We start from the raw sequence: 17,055 nt of genomic DNA, 5'->3' as shown, positions 1-17,055 counted from the left end.
ACGGATTGACTTGGCTGTAACTTGCAGCCTGTCTACCTAGACTATGAGCGCGCAACATGGGCCAAAAAGATCCGATCAAAATCGACCGAGGGGAGACCATTTGCCCGATCGCCGGCGATGGTTTGAGCAAAGGCGCGGTCTACAAAATGCCGGAGCCGTTCGACCACGCCAAAAAGTTCAATGAGGACTTGGAGAAGGTCGCGCAAGAGCTCGCCGATCTCAAAGAGAGCGTTCATAAGACCCGCGCGCGCATCGAAGAAAATGGACGGCGGATCGCGGAAGCCCGCGATAGCCTGCAGAAGTGGGGCGCGGCTATCGCGGAAGCCCGCGATAGCATGCGGAAAGACCTCTCTGCCGACGTCCGAGCGGACCTCTATACGACCGAGGCGCTGGAGGCAGTCGATTCCAACGATCCGGCCGGCTTCGAAAAAGCACTCGCGAAATTGCGAGCGCTTCCGATCGGCGATGACCTTTCGCCGAGAATTGCGCAGCTCCGCCGCGCGGCCATTCTGCGAAACCCGAGATTTCTGACGATCATCGACAAATACCGGAAGGACTAAGCATGACCACCGAACTCAAAGCCGAGGACGCTTTGGCCGAATTGAAGGCGAAGCGCCGCGCCCTTTCGGCCGAATCTGCGGAGCTACACCAGGCGCTTCGGCCGGCCGGAGAAGACGGCTTGACGAAAAAGGCACGAATCGAGCGCGAACTGGCGGCGCTCGCCGAGGCCGAAGCGGCGGCCGTTCAGGAGTGGGTCCGCGGCGAGCGCTCGGCTCCTCCTCCGCAGCCGGATCGCGATCGGCGCAAAGCGCTGCGTGCGGAGTTGGCCGACGTAGGCGATCTCATCGAGGAGCAGCGGGCCGCGAGCGCCGCATTGGCGGCCGCCGCCGAAGAGTACAGCCGAATCTATGGCGGCTTGAGTCATGAGATCGATCGCGTCGCGCTCGATATCCTCGCCGGGCGCGCCGAGGCCGACTTCGCCGCAGCAATCGCAGCGCATGACGCGGCTGTTGCGGCAATGGCCCGACTCGATGCTTGGCGGGATGCACTCGGCCAGCTTCGCGACCAGTTCGTCAGCCAGCGAAAGCCGGCATTGGCGCAGCGGGCGAACGTCATAATCGACGCTGTTCAGGTGCGGCGCGATATCCCGCACGACGATCGCCAGCGGCATGCTCTCCGAACGGAACTCGAAACCACGGTCGCTCAGTTGCGCGCGTGATCGATGGCGGCGGGGACTCGTAGGTCGACGGCGGATGTAACCGCGACCTACGAGTCCCTGTGGCGCCCATGGTACGGGGAGGAAAAATGCGGACAGTCACAAAGAGAGAACTGCAAAAAGCAGCAATGGGAGCGGCAATCGAAGCCATGCCGCGACTGAAGGCCGAAGCGACGAGATCGATCGCAGAAAGATCGCCGGCCAGATTGGCGGTCGTCGTCGACGGCCTGCTCCGCGGGGCTCTGTACGGTCCGACTTCGACCGGCTTGCGCAAGCACGCAACCGTTTTCGAAATCTCGCCCGCCGACGCTGCGGCGATGATCGTCGAGAAAATCTGCGACGCTGCGAACAACGCTGTTTTCGGCGCCGGGACGGACCATGACACGAAGCCGTACGTGTCCGCAGTCGATGACGTGCGCAAAGCCGCACTGCAGAAACTGCGAGGCGGCAATGGCTGAGAACGGATGGCAGCGGCAGCGCTGCGAAGCAGCGACGAAAGCCGGCCGCATGGCGACGCGCAATGCACGCGCTCGAGCACTGAAACGAGGCGAAGCGACTCGCATTCTGCTGCGTGACCGAAAGATAGCGCCCGATGCGCAAGCTGCCATCGAACGGTTTCTGAACGAGAGGGGTTGAGCATGCAATACGGGCTTTGGCGCGTGTCGCCCGGACTTAATTCGAAGTTCAATCCCGTCCACGTTCGTGGGCGACTTTACGCCTGTCCAGAAGGGCAGTCGATAAACGTCTTGTATTCCGACGCTGAGATTCTCGTGTCGGGATATCGATGGATCGTGCTGGCGAAGGAAGTCGTCACATCCGACAAGCGCCCGGTGAATCCGGAATTCGGCCGAACCGTTTATGATTCGACGATCGGACACATCATTATTTTCAATCGCGGCGTCAATGGGCAGCCGGGCCAGTGGGTCGTGAAAACGACTGGCGCGCCCGCGTAAGGAGTCCACATGACTTACTCAACCTGGCGTATCGCCCCTGGACAGACCAAGGTCAATCCCGCGACCATTCGCGGCCGAAGATACTCGTGCGCGGCCGGCTCTTTCATCGATATTCCCGACTTCGATGCTGAGGTTCTGGTGTCCGGTTATGGGTGGGTCGCACTCGCTCGAAACGGACATCCGACGGCCGAGCGTCCACTGCATGCGCTGTCGAGCCAAAGGATTTTCGATTCGACTTTGGGAGTCGAGATCGTCAGCGACGGCGCCGGAAATTGGCTCCACTCGGGAACGGGGGTGGCCGTCTAATGCTGTCGCCCGAGGAATATGTGGAGGCGAATTGCGCTCGAGTCGTCGAGATGACGGCGCAGGCCTTGTTCGATTTTCCCGACCCCGCATATGCGGAACGACTCGAGCAGTCGCTCCTTGAAGTTACGTTCGCGGGAAGTCATCCGGTCGGCGCTGCTCGAGCGGCCGCTCACGTCATGGAACTGGCGCGGGCGATGCTCGACGCCAAAGGGCAAACGAAAAACTAGGAGGGCCGGCACATGACCACTGCGTCTTCTCCCGATCTGCTCATAAATATCAGCGCCGGTACTGGCGATCTCGATGCGGCGCTGGAGAAAGCGCGAAATCGAGTCGCCGGCTTCTCCGATACGCTGCAAAGCGAATTTTCGAAGTCGTCGCGCGCTGGCGAAGACCTGGGGCGGACATTTCAGTCTATCGCCAATGGCGCGGAGAAAGCGACGGGCCACCTCGCCAATGTCGGCACTGCGACCGGCGGATTGCGCGCTATCGAATCCGAGGCGGTTCGCGTAAATCGGCAACTCGATAACGTCGCGGGCTTTCTTTGGGACAATACGAGTCTGAGCGGGCCGAATATCGATCGTGTCGTGAATCCGCTGAAATATCTGGTCGGAACGATTGGCGTCCTTCCGGCAACCCTCGCCGCGGCGTCGCTTGCGACCGCCGGTCTCGGCGCGTATCTGGCGCACGTCGCGCAAACGCAACTCGCCGAGTTCGCCGAGGCGACCGATCGCATTGGAGTCAGCGTCAATGAGCTGAAGGGCGCCCAAATCACCTTCGCCAAATTCGGCGTCGACGCTGCCCACTCGACCGAGGCTCTGAAGAATGGCGCGGAGCAATTTGCGCAATATCGCCGCAACGCCGGCGCCGTGAAAGACGCGCTCGAGAAATTCGACGAGGGGTTTTTGAAAGTCGCCGATCGTGCAAAGAGCGCGGGCGAGTTCATCGATATCATTTCGCAAAAGATTCGCGCCCTGCCTCGCGAAGAAGGACTCGACCTCGCCAAGGCGCTCTTCGGCGACGATACCGGCCAGAAGCTGTTCGAACCTATCATGCGAGGCCAAACCGAGATGGCCGCCTTTCGCGACGCGGCGAAAGAGGCTGGCGTCGCGATTCAGGACGGGGCGGCCAAACATGCACAGGAACTACGCCAGGCGATAGAGCAGGCCGCCGAGATCGCAAACGGCAAATTCTTGAATGCGATGCAGGCGATGGAAGACCCTATCGCCCAAATCAAGCTCGGATGGTATTCCATCGTCGGGGTATTGTCTGACGCGATCGTGAAGGCGAGCGAACTTTCGGCCGTCTTCGAAAAGGCCGCGAGCCAATTGGCGGGCACGATCGCGTTAATGAAATCGTCGCTCGGCATGGCGCATGAGGCAGGCGGCAAGCCGTTCGAAGACGTATTCGGCCGGTATCGTCATGCGAAAATCGGAACCGAGGAAGAAGGCCCGCCAATGCCGCCGTCGGCGCTGGGCAGCGGCGCGGCCGGCACGTCTCGCAAGCGATATGAGGGTTACGACGAGTCGTCTAGCGGAGCCGGCGGGAAAGGCGGTAGCCGTGGGGCGGCTGAAGCCGCAGCGGCAGAGCGTGCGCGCGTGCAAGGCGAGATCGAAGCGCTCCGTGGCGGTCTCGAGCAAAAGAAGGCGCTTTTCGAGCACGAAGCGAGAATGAAGCAAATCTCCGAAGAGGAGAAGACCGCGTTCATCCGCAAGGCGATCGACGAAGAGTATGAGGCCGAGCGCGCGCTTCTCCAAAAGGAGCTGGATATAGAGGGCCAGAAGCCGGCGCAGCGGCAGCAAATCTTGAACAAGATTCAGGCGCTCGAAACCCACCATGCGGCGACTGTGCAACAGACGGAATTCCATGCCGCCGAGGCGACGCAAGCGAAGTGGGAGTCGGTTTTTCAGCAAATCACGCAATCGGTTTCCTCGTCTCTCGTGGGAGTGATTCAGGGCACGCAAAAGCTGCATGACGTCTTGCGGGCCGCGCTCCAATCGATCGAGCAAACGGTCCTGAACGGTGTCACAAAGCGCGCCGCCGAATGGGCGGCGACGCAAGCGACCTCGTTTGAAAGTTTTCTGACCGGAGCGGCCACGAAATCACAAGCGGTCGGCAAGGAGATAGCCGACGGGCTGACGAAGCCGACCGAAGGTGTCGCGAACGGCCTGCAGGGCACGATGGGGCAGGCTTTCGAAGGCGTCAAATCGATGTTCTCGAGCGTGCTCGACGCAATGGGAGGGCTTTTGAAATCGTTCCTTTCGTCGGCCAGCTCGTTCATCGCGTCGATTTTCCGAGGGCTCGGCGGTATCGGCTCCAGCCTCGGCGGCGCGCTTCCTTCCTTCGACGTCGGCGCTTGGGAAGTCGGCAAGAGCGCCAACGTCGACGGGAAAGGCGGTTTTCCAGCGCTGGTCCACCCCGGCGAAATGGTAGTCCCGGCCGGGCCGGCTGGCCAGTTGCGGGCGGCGCTGAAGGGCGTCGGGGCCGGTCTCGGAGGACTGGCGAGTATGACGCTCGCCGCGCCGGCTGCCGTGGCGAACGCACAGCCGACAATCCTGCAAATGAGCGCGCCGGAGACGAAAGTCGAAGCGCCGCCGGTGACTGTCCACAATTATGCGCCCGGACTCGTGATTAAGCCCGAGGTCACGAAGGATTATGTTCACGTCGTAATACGCGAGGCTATCGCCGGTAACAACAAGCGCCAATCCGAGGCAGAGCGGCGCAGTCCGTAAGTTTTGACTACGCGCCGTGACTACATAGTGACTACGTAGTCACGGCTAACTACATCTTTTGGTTGCATTTTTAGCTTGACAGTAAGCTTTGTTACGCCATGATGCTTCGACCGCATAGGGGGAAGCACCATGGCCGACATCATTTACTTGATTCCGGATTTTTTTAACCCCGGCAAGATGACCGCGAGCGCTACGCCGCTCCCCGATGCTGGTCGGTTCGGGCGGCCTAGGCCGCACAGCCTATTACGTGCGAGCGCCGGCATGTGGCGAGGTGGCGTCCGGCCCGAGCGCGAAGTCGTCGTCGCCCACTTCGATCCATTCGACCCGCTTGGCGACTTCGATCCATTCGACGACCCTGAGGTCGAAGTCATCGAAGTGGGCGATGTCGACGACATCGTGCTTAACCCGGTCATCATTCCGTTCCCGCGCAAAAATCGACGGGAAGCCCGTCGCAGTCCGGACTCCTTTTCGTTTTAGGGGCCGCCATCGCGCTAGGTTGTTGCCAGTCGGGCAAGAGATGCGCGGCATGGCGCTAAGCGCCCGCCATAAATTTAGGAACGAAGCATGTTGTGGAAAATTTTAGGACTGGTTTCGGTCGCGTTTGTCGCCGGCGGCGTCATCGGAGCAACGCCGCGCATTCGGGACGAGGACCAGGTGTCTCGGGCCTTCTTTTGTGGATTCACGCTCCGAGGCATGGAATTGGGCGCGCCGCTCCCCGGGCCGCTCGAGGCTCGGACGCGGGAAGCCTACGAGCGCGAGTGCGGGAGATTCCGACAGGTCGCGCTCGAGCGGGTGCCTGCGATTCTCGGCAAATAGGAGTCCGTGTCGATGCGAGAAAGGCGAGTTGCCCTTCCTCGACGACATCACCTTTCCGGTTCTATGTGGGTTCTACACGCCCTTGCTGGAGCCGCCGAACCATTCCACCAAGTCATTGATTTGATTTGGTGAGCGCGATGGGACTCGAACCCATGACCCTCTGATTAAAAGTCAGATGCTCTACCGACTGAGCTACGCGCTCGCTGGAATGCCGCTTCGAATCGCAGGGCGAGCCCGCGCGGTTCGTCGTGACCCCGGCGGCTCGACCCCTACCTGTTGGCGAGGGGCCGGTCAACCCCGGCTCGAGCGGATCGCTCCTCAGGCCATCCATTTCACATAGAGCACGAAGAGCCAGAACAAGATCGCCGAGACGATCGTCGTCACAACAGCCTTGATCCACAGCTTGGGGGCCACGGGCGCGCCCGGATCCCCTCCCGTCGGCGTGTCGTCCTCCTCTTCCGAGGAGCGGACGCCGAAAGGAAGGATCGCGAACAGCACGATCCACCATATCGTGAGGTAGATCGCTACGGCGAGCGGCGTCGTAAATGGCAAAATCCGCGCTCCTCGACCTCGCGCCGGGCCTGTTGGCCCTCGCTCATTCAGGCCTGCTCGAGCTCGACCAAGGCCCCGTTGAAATCCTTCGGATGCAGGAAGAGCACCGGCTTGCCATGGGCGCCGATCTTCGGCTCGCCATCGCCCAGCACGCGCGCGCCGGAGGCTTTCAGCTGGTCGCGCGCCGTTAGAATATCATCCACCTCATAGCAGAGATGATGAATTCCGCCGGCCGGATTTTTGGCGACGAAGCCGGCGATCGGCGATCCTTCGCCGAGCGGCTGCAGCAGCTCGATCTTGGTGTTGGGCAGCTCGACGAAGACGACCGTGACGCCGTGCTCGGGAAGAGACTCCGGCTCGGAGACCTTGGCGCCGAGCGTATTTTTATATGTCGCCGTCGCCGCCGCGAGGTCCGAGACGGCGATGGCCACATGATTCAAGCGTCCGATCATGACGTTTCCCTGAAATTTCTCCAGAGACCTAAATGCGTCATCACGCCTCGATGATCAATACATGCACTTGCGGTTTCTTGCCCCACACCGCATTGACGCTGGCTCGCACGGCGCGCTCGACCGCCGTCGCCGCGGCGTCGAAATCCCGCCGCTTCGGCCGTGGCAGATTGTCGAAGGTGCGGAAGATGGCGTCATCCACCACCTCGCCCATATCCACGCCGTCGCGGCCCTTCTTGGGCAGGCCGGAGATCAGCACATCGGGATCGCCGACGAGATCGCCGCGCTTGTCGATGGCGAGCGCCAGCGACACCACGCCGGAGAAGCTCAGCCGCGCGCGCTCGCGCACGGCGCCGTCATCCTCCGAGACGAGCACGTCGCCGTCCTTGAGCAGGCGCCCCGTCGGCGCCTTGCCGACCACGCCGGGCTCCCCCGGAAACAGCCGCACAATGTCGCCATTGCGGGCGCCGATGGTGCGCTCCACCCCGCGCGCCTTGGCGAATGCCGCATGGACGGAAAGATGATGCCCCTCGCCATGCGCCGGCACCGATATGCGCGGCCGCACCCAATCATAGAGCTGGGCGACCTCGCCGCGACGCGGATGGCCGGAGCAATGGACGAGATGGTCGTGATCGGTGATGACCTCGACGCCCTGGTCGCAGAGCTTGTTGACGACGCGATGCACCTCGCGCGTGTTGCCCGGAATGGCGCGCGAGGAAAAGATGACCGTATCGCCGGAGACGAGCTTGATGACCGGATGCTCTTTCTCGGCGACGCGGGCCATGGCGGCGCGCGGCTCGCCCTGACTGCCGGTCGCCAGCACCACGATTTTGTCGCGCGGCAGGGCCGTGAACATGTCGAGCGAGAGAAATGGCGGCAGGCCGTCGAGAAAGCCGCATTCGCGCGAGACCTGAATGACGCGCTCCATGGCGCGGCCGGCGACGACGACGCTGCGGCCGGCCGCCTGCGCCGCCTCCGCCACGGCGCGAATGCGCGCGACATTGGAGGCGAAGGTCGTCACCAGCACGCGCTCCTTGGCGTCGCCGATGAGCTTGCGCAGCGTCTGCGCCACGTCGCTTTCCGAGAAGCTGTCGCCCTCGCGCAGAATATTGGTGGAATCGCAGATGAGCGCATCGACGCCCTCGTCGCCGAGAGCGGTCAGCCGCGCCGTGTCGATGCGATGGCCGACGCCGGGCTCGGGGTCGATCTTCCAGTCGCCCGTATGAATGGCGAGGCCGAGCGGCGTGCGGATCGCGAGCGCATTGGCCTCCGGGATCGAATGCGCGACGGCGACGAATTCGACGTCGAAGGGACCGATATCGAGACGCTGGCCCGTCGCCACGGTGACGACCTTGATATTGGGCGCGCCCGCCTCCTGCAGACGGCGCGCCTCCAGCAGGCTCGCGGCGAAACGCGTCGCATAGACGGTGCAGCCGAGCTTGGGCCAGAGGAAGGAGAGCGCTCCGATGTGGTCCTCATGGGCGTGGGTGATCACCAGCCCGACGAGATCGCGGCGGATCTTCTCGACGAAAGTGACGTCCGGCATCAGCAGATCGACGCCCGGCAGCTCCGGGCCGGGAAAGGCGAGGCCGCAATCGACCATCAGCCATTTGCGCGTCTTGGGCGGGCCGAAACCATAGAGAGCGGCGTTCATGCCGATCTCGCCGAGACCGCCCAAAGGGGCAAAGACGAATTCGCTCACTTCCTCGTTCATCGGCCACGCTCCGGCTCGGGCCGGGCCGCCGCGAGGGCCGGCAAGAAGATATCTCCCGCTTCTATGGCGCGACGGCCGCTGCGGGTGGAAATAATCAGGCGTCCGTCGGCGTCTATGGTCTCGAATAGTCCGGAGACCGTCTCGCGTGGAAGACGCGCCTCGATCTCCCCGCCCAATCCCGCCGCATGGCCGAGCCAGCGCTCGCGAAGCGCGGCGAAGCCGGAGCCGCCCGCCCAGAGAGCGAGCGCCTCCACCATTTTATCGGAGAGCAAAGCAAAGAGCGCGCCGGCCGCAGGGCCGCCCAAACGCGACAAATCGCTCGCCGGATAAGGCAGATCGGCCGGCGCGGCGACGCAATTGACCCCTATGCCGATGACGCAGCCGAAGGGCGCCCCCTGCCCCGCAGGCTGGACGCCCTCAAGAAGAATGCCCGCCAGCTTTTCGCCGTCGAGCAGAACGTCATTCGGCCATTTCAACGCGAGCCGATCGACCGCGCCAGTCGCCTCGATCAATGCGCCGATCGTCGCGAGCCCGGCCGCGAAGCCGAGCTGCGGCGCGAGCGCCGCCGGCCCAAAGCCGGAGACGAGCAGGCTCGCATGGAGATTTCCGCTCATCGAGCTCCAGCTGCGGCCGAGGCGGCCGCGGCCCTTGGTCTGGCGCGCGGCGACGATCCACAAGGGACCGGCGTCGCCCGCCTCGGCGCGACGCTTGGCTTCGTCATTGGTCGAGTCGATTTCGTCGTAAATCTCGAGACGGACCCCGCGCGAGAGCGCGTGGTCGCCGAGCCTCGCGCCCTCCATCGGGCTCAGAACAACGACTTGGCGGCAGCCGTCGCGGCCTCCACCACGGGGGCCGGATAGACCCAGAAGCCGAGCAGGAACACGGTCGAAACCGCGAGCACCGCGCGCAGCGACAGAGGCGATTGGTCGAAGGCCGGAGCCGGCTCGTCGAAATAGATCACCTTGACGACGCGCAGATAATAGAAGGCGGAGATCGCGCTCGCCAGCACGCCGACGATGGCGAGCGGATAGAGCCCGGCGTCCACCGCCGCCAGCAGCACGTAATATTTCGCGAAGAAGCCGGCGAGCGGCGGCACGCCCGCGAGCGAGAACATCAGCATGGCGAGGAAGAAGGCCGCCGTCCCATTATTGCGGGAGAGGCCCGAGAGATCGCTGATCTTCTCGACCGGACGACCCTCGACGCGCATCTGCAAAATGGCGGCGAAGGCGCCGAGCGTCATCACCAGATAAATGGCGAGATAGATGGCGACGCCGCGCACGCCCGCCTCATTGCCCGCGGCGAGGCCGACCAGGGCGAAGCCCATATGGCCGATCGAGGAATAGGCCATGAGGCGCTTGATGCTGGTCTGGCCGATCGCCGCAAAGGAGCCGAGCAGCATGGAGGCGATGGCGAGGAAGATCACGATCTGCTGCCACTGCCCGACAATGCCCGGAAAGGCCGTGAAGATGATGCGCGCGGTGATCGCCACGGCGGCCATTTTCGGAGCCGAGGCGAAGAAGGCGGTGACCGGCGTCGGCGCGCCCTCATAGACGTCCGGCGTCCACATATGGAAAGGCGCGGCGGACATTTTGAAGGCGAGGCCGGCCAGCACGAAGACGAGGCCGAAGATCACGCCGAGCGGCGGCGCGCCAGTGATCGCCTTGGCGATGCCGTCGAAGGAGATGGTCCCCGAGAAGCCGTAGAGCAGCGAGGCGCCATAGAGCAGCATGCCGGAGGAGAGAGCGCCGAGCACGAAATATTTGAGGCCGGCTTCCGAGGCGCGGGCGTCGTCGCGATCGAAGGCGGCGACGACATAGAGCGCCAGCGACATCAGCTCTATGCCGAGATAGAGCGCGATGAGATTATCCGCCGAGACGAGCAGCAGCATGCCGATCGTCGACAGCACCACCAGCACCGGAAACTCGAAATTGCCGAGCTTGGCGCGCTGCAGATAATCGCGCGACATCAATATGGTGACGAGCGAGCCGACCAGCGTCAGCACTTTGACGAAGCGCGCGAAAGCGTCATCGACGAAGGCGCCCTCGAAGAGCGAGGCTTCCGAGGTCTGGCCGAAGAACAGCGCCAGAATGGCGAGGCCGAGCAGCCCCGCCGCGAGCTCGTTGACGAGGCCGAAGGCGCGCGTCCCGCGCCAGGCGCCGATGAGGATCAGCGCCAATACGCCGAGGGCGAGGATGGTTTCCGGCAGGAAGTGATGCGCGAGGGCGGTTGAGAACGACATCGTCAGCGACCGATCATTGAGCGGCCTGGGCGACGACATGCGCCGCATTGGCCAGGGCCGTGTGAGATTGCAGGAGATTGGCGACGGCGGCCGCCGAGGCGTCGATGATCGGCTGCGGCCGCACGCCGTAATAGAGGGTGAGCGCGATCAGCGGCACGAACAGGACGAGCTCTCGCGCCGAGAGATCGCTGATCGTCTGCAGCGACGGCTTCTCGAGCGCGCCGAAGACCACGCGACGGTAGAGATACAGCGCGTAAGCCGCCGACAGCACGACGCCCGAGGTCGCGAACAACGCCACCCAGCTATTGGCGACGAACGCCCCGGTGAGCGTCAGAAACTCGCCGACGAAGCCGGACGTGCCCGGCAGGCCGACATTCGCCATGGTGAAGATCATGAAGGTCACGGCGTAGAGCGGCATGCGATTGACGAGGCCGCCATAGGCCGCGATCTCGCGCGTATGCATGCGGTCATAGATGACGCCGACGCAGAGGAAGAGCGCGCCGGAGACGAAGCCATGCGAGATCATCAGGAACATGGCGCCCTGCACGCCCTGCGTCGTCAGCGTGAACAGGCCCATTGTGACGAAGCCCATATGCGCTATCGACGAATAGGCGATGAGCTTCTTTATGTCCTCCTGCACCAGCGCGACCAGCGAGGTGTAGATGACCGCGATCACCGACAGCGCATAGACGAGCGGCGCGAAATAGGCCGACGCGTCCGGGAACATGGGCAGCGAAAAGCGGATGAAGCCATAGCCGCCCATTTTCAGAAGGATCGCCGCCAGGATCACCGAGCCCGCGGTCGGCGCCTCGACGTGGGCGTCCGGTAGCCAAGTGTGGACCGGCCACATCGGCATCTTCACCGCGAAAGAGGCGAAGAAGGCGAGCCACAGCCAGATCTGCATCGACGGCGGGAATTTCGTCTCGAGCAGAATGGCGATGTCCGTCGTGCCCGTCTTGCCGTAGATCGCCAGAATGGCGATGAGCATCAGCAGCGAGCCGGCGAGCGTGTAGAGGAAGAATTTGAAGCTCGCATAGACGCGCCGCTTGCCGCCCCAAATGCCGATGATGAGGAACATCGGAATGAGGCCGCCCTCGAAGAAGAGATAGAAGAGCACGAGATCGAGCGCGCAGAACACGCCGATCATCAACGTCTCCAGGACGAGGAAGGCGACGAGATATTCCTTCAGCCGAAACTTCACCGACTCCCAGGAGGCGAGAATGGCGAAGGGCGTCAGGAAGGTCGTCAGCAGCACGAAGGGAATGGAGAAGCCGTCCACGCCCATTTTATAGGTGAGGCCGGCGCCGAACCAGGCCCTCTCCTCGACGAGTTGGAAAGCGGCGCTCGCCGTGTCGAAACGCCCCCAGACGACGAGCGAAAGCAGGAAGACGACGATCGTCGTCAGCAGCGCCGCCCATTTGGCGTTGCGAAGCGTCGCCTCGCTCTCGCCCTTCAGCGTGAGGATGAAGGCCGCGCCGACCAGCGGCAGAAAAGTGAGGCCGGTGAGAATGCCGAAGCCGAACATCAGCGCAGACCTCCTGCGACGAACCAGGTGACGACCGCCGCGACGCCGATCAGCATGGCGAAGGCGTAGTGATAGACATAGCCGGTCTGCAGCTTCACCGCGAGGCGAGCGCCGTCGACGACGCGCGCCGCAATGCCGTCGGGGCCGAGCCCGTCGATGATGCGGCCGTCGCCGCCCTTCCACAGTAGCCGACCGAGCGCGAAGGCGGGACGCACGAAGATCGCGTCATAGAGCTCGTCGAAATACCATTTGTTGAGCAGGAAGCGGTAGAGCCGCGGGAAGGCGTGCGCGATCTTCTGCGCCGTGCCCGGCGCCAGCTGATAGACGAAGAAAGCGCCGAGGAAGCCGAGGATCATCATCACCGTCGCGGCATAGGACACCCAATGCGGGATCTCATGCATGGCATGGAGAATGTGATTGTCGTGGCCGGTATAGAGCGCGCCCTTCCAGAACTCGTCATAGCCATGGCCGGCGAAATCGCCCATGAACACGGCGCCCGCCGCCACCGCGCCCACCGCCAGAACAGCGAGCGGGACCAGCATGACGATCGGCGACTCGTGCGGCGCATGATGGCCGTGGCCATGATCGTCATGGGCATGATCGTCGTGGCCATGGGCGTCCGCATGCGCGTGATCGTCGTGGCCATGCGCGGCATGAGCGTCCGCATGCGACTCCTTCGCTTTGCCGAAGAAGGTCATGAAGACGAGACGCCAGGAATAGAAGGAGGTGAGGCCCGCCGCGACCACCGTCGAGACGAAGGCGAGATAAGCGACGCTGCGATGCTCGCCGGCGGCGAAGGCCGCCTCGATGATGGCGTCCTTGGAGAAGAAGCCGGCGAAGCCGAACTCCGTCCCCGGAATGCCGACGCCGGTCAGCGCCAGAGTGCCGATCGTCATCATGGCGAAGGTGAAGGGAATCTTGTTCCACAGCCCACCCATGTTCCGCATGTCCTGCTCGTGATGCATCGCATGGATGACCGAGCCGGCGCCCAGGAACAGCAGCGCCTTGAAGAAGGCGTGGGTGAAGAGATGGAACACGCCGAGCGAATAGGCGCCGACGCCTTCCGCCACGAACATATAGCCGAGCTGCGAGCAGGTCGAATAGGCGATGACGCGCTTGATGTCGTTCTGCACGAGGCCGATCGTCGCTGCGAAAAAGGCGGTGATCGCGCCGATCAGCGTGACGAAAGCGAGCGTGTCCGGCGCATATTCGAAGATCGGCGACAGGCGCGCGACCATGAACACGCCCGCGGTCACCATTGTCGCGGCATGGATGAGCGCGGAGACCGGGGTCGGGCCTTCCATCGCGTCCGGCAGCCAGGTGTGCAGCAGGAATTGCGCGGATTTGCCCATCGCGCCGATGAAGAGCAGGAAGGTCGCCAGCGTCAGCGCGTCGAAATCGGCGCCGAACACATGAATCTTATGGCCCGCTATGCCGGGAACCGCGGCGAACACCTGCTCGAAGCTCAAGGATTGCGTGAGCTGGAAGATGAGGAAAATGCCGAGCGCGAAGCCGAAATCGCCGACGCGGTTGACGACGAAGGCCTTGATGGCCGCGGCGTTGGCCGAAGGCTTCTGATACCAGAAGCCGATGAGGAGGTAGGAGGCGAGACCGACGCCCTCCCAGCCGAAGAACATCTGCACGAGATTATCGGCCGTCACCAGCGACAGCATGGCGAAGGTGAAGAGCGACAGATAGGCGAAGAAGCGCGGACGATCCGGATCTTCGTGCATGTATCCGATCGAGTAGAAATGCACGAGAGCGGAGACGCTGGTGACGACGACGAGCATCACCGCGGTCAGCGAGTCGACGCGCAAGGCCCAATCGACGCTGAGCTTGCCCGAGGTGAACCAATTGGCGAGCACCGGCGCGCTCGCATGGCCATGGCCGAGCGCGACATCGAAAAACTCGATCCAGGAAAAGCCGCAGGCGATGAACAGCAGCGTCGTCGTCACGAGCTCGGACGCGCGCGCGCCGATGCGCCGTCCGAAAATGCCCGCGATGAGAAAGCCGATGAGCGGCAGAAAGACGATTGCTTGGATCATCGGCGCTCAGCCCTTCAGAGAGTTGATGTCCTCGACCGCGATCGTGCCGCGGTTGCGGAAATAGGTGACGAGAATGGCGAGGCCGATGGCCGCCTCCGCCGCCGCCACCGTGAGGATGAACAGAGCGAAGACCTGGCCGGTCAGATCGCCGAGCGAGGCCGAGAAGGCCACGAGGTTGATGTTCACTGCGAGGAGGATCAGCTCGACCGACATCAAGATGATGATGATGTTCTTGCGGTTGAGGATGATGCCGGCGACGCCGAGCGTGAACACGATCGCCGAGACGACGAGATAATGGGTGAGGTCGACGACCATTGCTGCGATCCCCTCAGACGCCCGCCCGCGAGGGCACTTTCTTGATCTCGATGACATTGTCGCGCGTGCGCGCGTTCTGCTCCTCGATCTTCTGACGCTTGACGCCGGGACGGTGATGCAGCGTCAGCACGATCGCGCCGATCATGGCGGTGAGCAGCACCAGCGCCGAAGCCTGGAAGAACAGGAAATATTTCGTGTAGAGCACTTGGCCGAGCGCCGCCGTGTTGGACACGCCAGCGATGATCGGCGCTGCGGCGGCCTCTTTCGCGCCGGGCGCGCTCTGCCAGCCGAGCGCGACGAGGCCGAGCTCGCCGAGCACCACGGCCCCGACGGCGGCCCCGACCGGCAGATGCTTGCTGAAGCCCTGGCGCAGCTCGGCGAAATCGACGTCCAGCATCATCACCACGAAGAGGAACAGCACAGCGACCGCGCCGACATAGACGACGACGAGGATCATGGCGAGGAATTCGGCCCCGGCGAGCAGGAAGAGCCCCGCGCCATTGACGAAGGCGAGGATGAGAAAGAGCACCGAATGAACCGGATTGCGCGAGACGATCACCGCGAAAGCCGATGCGATCAGCACCGCCGAGAAAAGATAGAAGAATGCCACAGCCACTTTGTCGTCCTCTCTCGAGCGTCTCGTTGCGTCCGGCTCTCGCGCCTTTTCAGCGATAAGGGGCGTCGAGCGCGATGTTGCGCGCGATCTCGCGCTCCCAGCGGGCGCCATTCTCGAGCAGGCGCTCCTTATTGTAGTAGAGTTCCTCGCGCGTCTCGACGGCGAACTCCTGGTTCGGCCCCTCGACGATGGCGTCCACCGGGCAGGCCTCCTGGCAGAAGCCGCAATAGATGCATTTCACCATGTCGATGTCGTAGCGCGTCGTGCGGCGGGTGCCGTCATTGCGGCGCGGACCCGCCTCGATGGTGATGGCCTGCGCGGGGCAGATCGCCTCGCAGAGCTTGCAGGCGATGCAACGCTCCTCGCCATTGGGATAGCGGCGCAGCGCATGCTCGCCGCGAAAGCGCGGCGAGATCGGGTTCTTCTCATGCGGATAGTTGAGCGTCGCCTTCGGCTTGAAGAAGTAGCGCATCGACAAAAAGAAGGCCGCGATGAACTCGGTGAGGAAGAGCGACTTGGCCGCTTGATCGAGCTTCATGACGTCACTCCCTTAGTTCGCGCCCGCCGAGCCGGCGAATTGCAGAATGCCGGCGACGACGATGACCATGACGAGCGAGATGGGCAGAAAAACCTTCCAGCCGAGCCGCATGAGCTGGTCGTAGCGATAACGCGGCACGAAGGCCTTCACCATGGCGAAGAAGAAGAAGAAGAATGTGACCTTGAGGACGAACCAGATCACGCCCGGGATCAGGGTGAAGGGCGCGATATTCACCGGCGGCAGCCAGCCGCCGAAGAAGAGGATCGTCAGCAAGGCGCACATGGTCAGGATCGCCACATATTCGCCGAGCATGAACAGCATGTAGGGCGTCGCCGAATATTCGATCATGAAGCCCGCCACCAGCTCCGACTCGGCTTCCACGAGGTCGAAGGGCGGGCGGTTCGTCTCGGCCAGCGCCGAGATGAAGAAGATGATGAACATCGGCAGAAGGCGCAGCCAATACCAGCCGAGAATGCCGTATTGCGAATCCTGCGCGCGCACGATCTCGGTGAGATTGAGCGAGCCGGCGCAGAGCAGAACGGTGATGATGACGAAGCCGATCGAGACTTCGTAGGACACCATTTGCGCGGCCGAGCGCAGCGCCGACAGGAAGGGATATTTGGAGTTCGACGCCCAGCCGGCCATGATGATGCCATAGACGCCGAGCGAGGAGATGGCGAAAATATAGAGAATGCCGACATTGAGATCGGCGACCGCCCAGCCGTCATTGACCGGGATGACCGCCCAGGCGGCGACGGCGAGCATGGCCGTGACGAAAGGCGCGAGCAGGAACACGCCCTTATTGGCCGTGTCCGGGATCACCGGCTCCTTGAGCACGAATTTGAGCATGTCGGCGAAGCTCTGGAGCAAGCCCCAGGGTCCGACGACATTGGGTCCGCGGCGCAGCTGCACGGCGGCCCAGACCTTGCGGTCGATGTAGATCGCATAGGCGAGATAGACCAGCAGAACGACCGTCAGAACGACGCTCTTCACGATGATCAGGAGAAGGTTCAGCAGCCAGCCGTCGATCACGTCCTTGCTC

19 protein-coding genes and 1 tRNA gene are annotated in these 17,055 nt (G+C 63.1%); 7 read left to right on the top strand and 13 right to left on the bottom strand.

What is annotated here, in order from left to right:
* The first annotated feature begins 56 nt into the window (after nucleotides 1-56).
* The 4 genes from METLW3_RS0108825 (at nucleotide 57) to METLW3_RS28180 (ending at nucleotide 2,169) form a co-directional block, all read left to right on the top strand.
* Complete coding sequence (locus METLW3_RS0108825; protein WP_024879570.1) at nucleotides 57-560, top strand: hypothetical protein; 504 nt, start codon at nucleotides 57-59, stop codon at nucleotides 558-560.
* 2 nt (nucleotides 561-562) lie between these two features.
* Nucleotides 563-1,219: a hypothetical protein gene (locus tag METLW3_RS28185; protein WP_157516546.1), complete on the top strand. Its 657-nt coding sequence runs from the start codon at nucleotides 563-565 to the stop codon at nucleotides 1,217-1,219.
* Between the two features lie 86 nt (nucleotides 1,220-1,305).
* A complete protein-coding gene (locus tag METLW3_RS0108815; protein WP_157516545.1) occupies nucleotides 1,306-1,674 on the top strand; it encodes a hypothetical protein in 369 nt (122 codons plus the stop codon).
* Between the two features lie 174 nt (nucleotides 1,675-1,848).
* On the top strand, nucleotides 1,849-2,169 hold the full coding sequence (locus METLW3_RS28180) for a hypothetical protein (RefSeq protein WP_157516544.1): 321 nt from the start codon (nucleotides 1,849-1,851) through the stop codon (nucleotides 2,167-2,169).
* 302 nt (nucleotides 2,170-2,471) lie between these two features.
* On the opposite strand, the gene METLW3_RS28780 is transcribed toward METLW3_RS28180, so the two are convergent.
* Nucleotides 2,472-2,831, bottom strand: coding sequence for a hypothetical protein (locus METLW3_RS28780; RefSeq protein ID WP_198022758.1), 360 nt, complete (start codon nucleotides 2,829-2,831; stop codon nucleotides 2,472-2,474).
* A 120-nt stretch (nucleotides 2,832-2,951) separates the two neighbouring features.
* Here METLW3_RS28780 and METLW3_RS0108795 point away from each other — a divergent pair, with 120 nt between their 5' ends.
* The 3 genes from METLW3_RS0108795 (at nucleotide 2,952) to METLW3_RS28775 (ending at nucleotide 6,020) form a co-directional block, all read left to right on the top strand.
* The gene (locus METLW3_RS0108795; RefSeq protein WP_198022757.1) at nucleotides 2,952-5,204 is read left to right on the top strand and encodes a hypothetical protein; all 2,253 of its coding nucleotides are present in this window, start codon (nucleotides 2,952-2,954) and stop codon (nucleotides 5,202-5,204) included.
* Nucleotides 5,205-5,333: 129 nt separating this feature from the next.
* Nucleotides 5,334-5,681: a hypothetical protein gene (locus METLW3_RS0108790; RefSeq protein WP_024879563.1), complete on the top strand. Its 348-nt coding sequence runs from the start codon at nucleotides 5,334-5,336 to the stop codon at nucleotides 5,679-5,681.
* Between the two features lie 87 nt (nucleotides 5,682-5,768).
* The gene (locus METLW3_RS28775; RefSeq protein WP_024879562.1) at nucleotides 5,769-6,020 is read left to right on the top strand and encodes a hypothetical protein; all 252 of its coding nucleotides are present in this window, start codon (nucleotides 5,769-5,771) and stop codon (nucleotides 6,018-6,020) included.
* Nucleotides 6,021-6,146: 126 nt separating this feature from the next.
* Here METLW3_RS28775 and METLW3_RS0108780 read toward each other — a convergent pair.
* The 12 genes from METLW3_RS0108780 to nuoH all read right to left on the bottom strand — a co-directional run bounded on the left by METLW3_RS0108780 (nucleotide 6,147) and on the right by nuoH (nucleotide 17,045).
* A tRNA-Lys gene (locus METLW3_RS0108780) sits at nucleotides 6,147-6,222 on the bottom strand.
* Nucleotides 6,223-6,338: 116 nt separating this feature from the next.
* On the bottom strand, nucleotides 6,339-6,572 hold the full coding sequence (locus METLW3_RS0108775; RefSeq protein ID WP_024879561.1) for a DUF1467 family protein: 234 nt from the start codon (nucleotides 6,570-6,572) through the stop codon (nucleotides 6,339-6,341).
* Nucleotides 6,573-6,619: 47 nt separating this feature from the next.
* Complete coding sequence (gene mce, locus METLW3_RS0108770) at nucleotides 6,620-7,024, bottom strand: methylmalonyl-CoA epimerase (protein WP_024879560.1); 405 nt, start codon at nucleotides 7,022-7,024, stop codon at nucleotides 6,620-6,622.
* A 40-nt stretch (nucleotides 7,025-7,064) separates the two neighbouring features.
* Nucleotides 7,065-8,735 (bottom strand): ribonuclease J, encoded by a 1,671-nt coding sequence (locus METLW3_RS0108765; RefSeq protein ID WP_024879559.1) that lies wholly within the window; start codon nucleotides 8,733-8,735, stop codon nucleotides 7,065-7,067.
* On the bottom strand, nucleotides 8,732-9,535 hold the full coding sequence (locus METLW3_RS0108760; RefSeq protein WP_024879558.1) for a biotin--[acetyl-CoA-carboxylase] ligase: 804 nt from the start codon (nucleotides 9,533-9,535) through the stop codon (nucleotides 8,732-8,734). Before METLW3_RS0108760 ends, METLW3_RS0108765 begins: the two co-directional genes overlap by 4 nt.
* A gap of 5 nt (nucleotides 9,536-9,540) precedes the next feature.
* Entirely contained in the window at nucleotides 9,541-10,974 is a 1,434-nt protein-coding gene (gene nuoN / locus METLW3_RS0108755; protein ID WP_024879557.1) for an NADH-quinone oxidoreductase subunit NuoN, read from the bottom strand.
* 13 nt (nucleotides 10,975-10,987) lie between these two features.
* The gene (locus METLW3_RS0108750; RefSeq protein ID WP_024879556.1) at nucleotides 10,988-12,499 is read right to left on the bottom strand and encodes an NADH-quinone oxidoreductase subunit M; all 1,512 of its coding nucleotides are present in this window, start codon (nucleotides 12,497-12,499) and stop codon (nucleotides 10,988-10,990) included.
* Nucleotides 12,499-14,544, bottom strand: a complete 2,046-nt coding sequence (gene nuoL, locus METLW3_RS0108745; protein WP_024879555.1) for an NADH-quinone oxidoreductase subunit L — start codon at nucleotides 14,542-14,544, stop codon at nucleotides 12,499-12,501. The genes METLW3_RS0108750 and nuoL overlap by 1 nt, the downstream gene beginning before the upstream one ends.
* 6 nt (nucleotides 14,545-14,550) lie before the next feature.
* Entirely contained in the window at nucleotides 14,551-14,859 is a 309-nt protein-coding gene (gene nuoK, locus METLW3_RS0108740) for an NADH-quinone oxidoreductase subunit NuoK (protein WP_018265958.1), read from the bottom strand.
* Between the two features lie 13 nt (nucleotides 14,860-14,872).
* A complete protein-coding gene (locus METLW3_RS0108735) occupies nucleotides 14,873-15,475 on the bottom strand; it encodes an NADH-quinone oxidoreductase subunit J (RefSeq protein WP_024879554.1) in 603 nt (200 codons plus the stop codon).
* A 49-nt stretch (nucleotides 15,476-15,524) separates the two neighbouring features.
* Entirely contained in the window at nucleotides 15,525-16,013 is a 489-nt protein-coding gene (gene nuoI / locus METLW3_RS0108730; protein WP_024879553.1) for an NADH-quinone oxidoreductase subunit NuoI, read from the bottom strand.
* Nucleotides 16,014-16,025: 12 nt separating this feature from the next.
* Nucleotides 16,026-17,045: an NADH-quinone oxidoreductase subunit NuoH gene (gene nuoH, locus METLW3_RS0108725; protein ID WP_024879552.1), complete on the bottom strand. Its 1,020-nt coding sequence runs from the start codon at nucleotides 17,043-17,045 to the stop codon at nucleotides 16,026-16,028.
* Nucleotides 17,046-17,055 lie beyond the last annotated feature (10 nt).

Source organism: Methylosinus sp. LW3 (genome assembly GCF_000527115.1).
Lineage (GTDB): Bacteria > Pseudomonadota > Alphaproteobacteria > Rhizobiales > Beijerinckiaceae > Methylosinus.
This window is presented reverse-complemented; position numbering and strand designations above follow the sequence as displayed.